The sequence below is a fragment of the Verrucosispora sp. SN26_14.1 genome (assembly GCF_004307965.1).
Lineage (GTDB): Bacteria > Actinomycetota > Actinomycetes > Mycobacteriales > Micromonosporaceae > Micromonospora.
On record NZ_SISL01000517.1, the window covers coordinates 1 to 3957 of the forward strand.

Genomic DNA, 3957 nt, shown 5'->3' on the forward strand with positions numbered 1-3957 from the left:
GGGTGGGGGTGGGGCGGTCAGGGCTTCGGCCAGGTCGGGGAGGAGGAGGTCGATCTGCCAGTCCCGGGCGTGGTGGCTGCGGAGCGCCTCGGCGACGGTGTGTTCGGTGATCTCCTCGGGAGGCTGCCAGGCGACGCGGCGGATGGTGTCCGGGGAGATCAGGTTCTCCGGCGGCAGATGGTGCGCGCCGGCCACCCGCAGCACCACCTCACGGGAACGGGCCAGCCGGGCGGCGGCGGCCGGGTCCCGTTCGGCCCACCGGTGCGGTGGTGGCGGGCCCTCCACCGTCGGCGTCACCGGCAACTCGTCGTCCGGCAACTGCCGGGCGTCGTCCAGCGCCGTCAGCCAGGTCCGCGCCAGCCGGCGTACCGACCGACCGCCGAAACCGGGCAGGGTGAGCAGCGTCTTCTCGTCCTTCGGGTCCAGCTCGGCGGCGGCCACGATGGCCGAGTCGGGCAGGACCCGCCCCGGTGCCGCATCCCGACGGGCGGCGATCTGGTCGCGGGCGTACCAGAGGGAGCGCACCCGGGCCTGCGCCCGCGCTCCGCGTACCCGGTGGATGCCGGAGGTGCGCCGCCACGGGTCGGCCCGGACCCGGGGTGGACGGTCCCCGCTGTTCACCAGCGCAGCGAACTCCTCGGCCGCCCACGCGGACTTGCCCTGCCGGGACAGTTCCGCGTCGAGCGCGTCCCGCAGGTCGGTCAGCAGCTCCACGTCCAGGGCGGCGTAGGTGAGCCAGGACTCCGGCAACGGCCGGCTGGACCAGTCCGCCGCCGAGTGGTGCTTCTCCAGGCTGAACCCGAGCAACTGCTCGGTGAGCGCGGCCAGGCCGACCCGCTCGAACCCGGCCAGCCGGGCGGCCAGCTCGGTGTCGAACAGTCGGCGTGGTCGCAACCCCAGCTCGGCGAGGCAGGGCAGATCCTGGTTGGCCGCGTGCAGCACCCACTCCGTGTCGGCTATCGCCGCGTCGAGCATGCTCAGGTCGGGTAGCGGCAACGGGTCGATCAGCACGGTGCCGGCGCCCTGGCGGCGTAACTGCACCAGGTACGCCCTTTGGCTGTAGCGGTAGCCGGAGGCGCGCTCGGCGTCCAGGGCCACCGGACCGGTGCCGGCCGCGAAACGGGCCACCACCTCGGTGAGTTGGTCCGGTGTCGCCACCGGTTCGGGAGTGCCCTCACGTGGGGCGGTCAACGGCACGGACTCGCCGCCAGTGGGTTCGGTCCCCGCGTCCGACGGCTCCGGCCGCGCCGACGGCTCGTGGTGCGTGTCGTTTCCCGTACGGCTTGCGGCGGTCCGACGGCGCAGGGGTGGTTCGTCGGTCACCTGGCAACCCTAGTGCGCCAATGGATCGTGCGGCGCGCACCCGCCCCGCCGCGTGTCGGCGGTTCGCCGCCTGGGTGCCGTACCGGCCCCGTCAACCGGCGGCCGCGGCGCGCCGCTCGGGCAGCGCGGTGACACCCGGCGGCGGCAGACCCGCCGTCGAGGCGAGCAGCGTGCACCAGGCGTACAGGTGCGGGGTGAGCTCGATGCCGGTCGGGGTCCACGACGCGCGGATCTCGATGTCACAGGCGGCCGGCGGACCCGCCAGGTCGCCGAACCGGTTCGACGCCGTCTGGGTGATCGTGCCGCCGATCGCCCGGTGCCCGGCGTCGTGCGTCTCCAGCGCGTCGGTGAGCCAGGTCCAGGCCACCCCGGGCAGCAGCGGGTCGGTGGCCAGGTCGACCTCCAGCTCGGCGCTCACGTAGGTGACCAGTCGCAGGGTGCCCTGCCACCCCTCGTGGCCGGCGGGGTCGTGCAGCAGGATCAGCCGGGCGGTGGCCACCTCGTCACCGTCGCGCAGCACCGCCGCGGAGAGGGCGAAGGAGTACGGCGCCAGCCGCTGCGGCGCGCCGACCTCCTCCAGCACGATCTCCGGTCGAGGCGCCGACACCCGGAGCCCGGTGACCGCGCGGGCGAAGGTGTCCGGGAGCGCGATCGGGGCGGCCATGTTCGCAGCCTAAGCCGCCGCCCGGTTCCCGGCCGGGATGGCGCGCCGACGATCTCCCCACACGGGCGCGCTCCGCCCGCTTCTGTGTTAGCAGGGGTCCCCTGCTCTACCGCAGGCGTTAGCAGGGGGCCCTTCCTTGCACGCCCGCTACGTCACAAAGCCGGCGGTGGGCGCGGGGTGGGGATCGGCCGCGTGGCACGATGGCCGCGATGGCCACCGAGACCACGGGCGACGCCGCCCGAGACGACGCAACCCGCCCCGACGGGCCGGCCGACTCGCCCTTCGTACGGGCGTGCCGCCGCCGGTCCGTCCCACACACCCCGGTCTGGTTCATGCGCCAGGCCGGCCGCTCGCTGCCGGAGTACCGCCAGATCCGGGCCAACGTGGCGATGCTGGAGTCCTGCCGCCGCCCCGAGCTGGTCACCGAGATCACCCTCCAGCCGGTACGCCGGCACCACGTGGACGCGGCGATCCTGTTCAGCGACATCGTGGTGCCGGTCGCCGCGGCCGGGGTCGACCTGGACATCGTGCCCGGAACCGGCCCGGTGGTGGCCGAACCGGTCCGCACCGCCGCCGACGTCGCGCGGATCCGACCCATCGACCGCAGCGACGTCGGGTACGTCGACGAGGCGGTCCGGATGCTGGTCAAGGAGTTGGGCGACACGCCGCTGATCGGCTTCGCCGGTGCCCCCTTCACGCTCGCCAGCTACCTGGTCGAGGGCGGGCCGTCGCGGACCCACGCCAAGACCAAGGCCCTGATGTACGGCGAGCCCGAGCTGTGGCACGCGCTGGCCGGCCGGCTGGCCGAGGTGACGTTGGCGTTCCTGCGCGTACAGATCGAGGCCGGGGTCTCCGCCGTACAGCTCTTCGACTCCTGGGCCGGCGCGCTCTCCGAGGCCGACTACCGTCGCTTCGTGCTGCCCCACTCGACGGCCGTGCTCAGCGGGCTGGCCGACTCGGGTGTGCCCCGGATCCACTTCGGGGTGGGCACCGCCGAGCTGCTCGGTGCGATGGGCGAGGCCGGTGCCGACGTGGTCGGCGTGGACTGGCGTACGCCGCTGGACGTCGCTACCGGCCGGATCGGGCCGGACAAGGCCGTGCAGGGCAACCTCGACCCGTGCCTGCTGTTCGCCCCGTGGCCGGTGATCGAGGCCGAGGTGCGGCGGATCCTCGACGAGGGCCGGGCCACCCCCGGGCACGTGTTCAACCTCGGCCACGGCGTCCTGCCGGAGACCGATCCGGAGGTGTTGACCCGGGTGGTCGCGCTGGTCCACGAGCTCTCCGCCCGGGACTGACCGCCATGGCGACGCGGTGGCGGGTGGCGGTGGTCGGCGGCGGCATCACCGGGCTGGCCGCCGCGTTGCGGTTGCGCGACCGGGCCCCCGAGGGCACCGAGATCACCGTGTACGAGCAGTCCGGCGCGCTCGGTGGCAAGCTGCGCACCGGCGAGCTGGCCGGCGGGCCGGTGGAGTTCGGCGCCGAGTCGTTCCTGATGCGGGACCCGGCCGGCGGTGAGTCGGCCGCGGTGACCCTGGTCCGCCGACTCGGGCTGGCCGACCGGATCGTGCACCCGACCGTCGGGCAGGCCGCCCTCGCCGTCGACGGCGGGCTGCGCCCGATCCCGGGCGGGACGCTGGTGGGCGTACCCGGGGATCTGGCGAAGGTGACGGCGGTGGCCCGGCCGACGCCGGAGGCCGACCACGACGGCGGTCGGCCGCTGCTCGGCCCGGACGAGGACGTCGCCGTCGGCGCGCTGGTCCGCGCCCGCTTCGGCGACGAGGTGGTCGACCGGCTGGTCGACCCGATGCTCGGCGGCGTGTACGCCGGCCGCGCCGACGACCTCTCACTGGCCACCACCATGCCGGCGCTGGCCCGGGCGGCCCGGACGGAGCACACGCTGCTCGGTGCGGTACGCGCGGCGCAGGCCGCCACCCCCCGCGCCCCCGGCGAGCCGGTCTTCGGCACCCTGG

4 protein-coding genes are annotated in these 3957 nt (G+C 75.0%); 2 read left to right on the forward strand and 2 right to left on the reverse strand.

Annotated features, from left to right (window positions below):
* Both EYA84_RS28195 and EYA84_RS28200 read right to left on the reverse strand, forming a co-directional pair.
* Positions 1 to 1323 (reverse strand): ribonuclease D (locus EYA84_RS28195; RefSeq protein ID WP_131056942.1); only part of this gene is annotated, 1323 nt, incomplete at its 3' end.
* Between the two features lie 91 nt (positions 1324 to 1414).
* Positions 1415 to 1987, reverse strand: coding sequence for a DUF3000 domain-containing protein (locus tag EYA84_RS28200; protein ID WP_131056944.1), 573 nt, complete (start codon positions 1985 to 1987; stop codon positions 1415 to 1417).
* 209 nt (positions 1988 to 2196) lie between these two features.
* On the opposite strand from EYA84_RS28200, the gene hemE reads away from it, so the two are divergent.
* Both hemE and hemG read left to right on the forward strand, forming a co-directional pair.
* Positions 2197 to 3282 (forward strand): uroporphyrinogen decarboxylase, encoded by a 1086-nt coding sequence (gene hemE / locus EYA84_RS28205; RefSeq protein WP_131056946.1) that lies wholly within the window; start codon positions 2197 to 2199, stop codon positions 3280 to 3282.
* A 5-nt stretch (positions 3283 to 3287) separates the two neighbouring features.
* A partial coding sequence (gene hemG, locus EYA84_RS28210; protein WP_131056948.1) for a protoporphyrinogen oxidase occupies positions 3288 to 3957 on the forward strand: 670 nt, incomplete at its 3' end.

Excerpts from the sequence above, each read along its gene's own strand:
- hemE (WP_131056946.1), top strand. The coding sequence starts at position 2,197 with ATGGCCACCGAGACCACGGGCGACGCCGCCCGAGACGACGCAACCCGC.
- EYA84_RS28200 (WP_131056944.1), bottom strand. The coding sequence starts at position 1,987 with ATGGCCGCCCCGATCGCGCTCCCGGACACCTTCGCCCGCGCGGTCACC.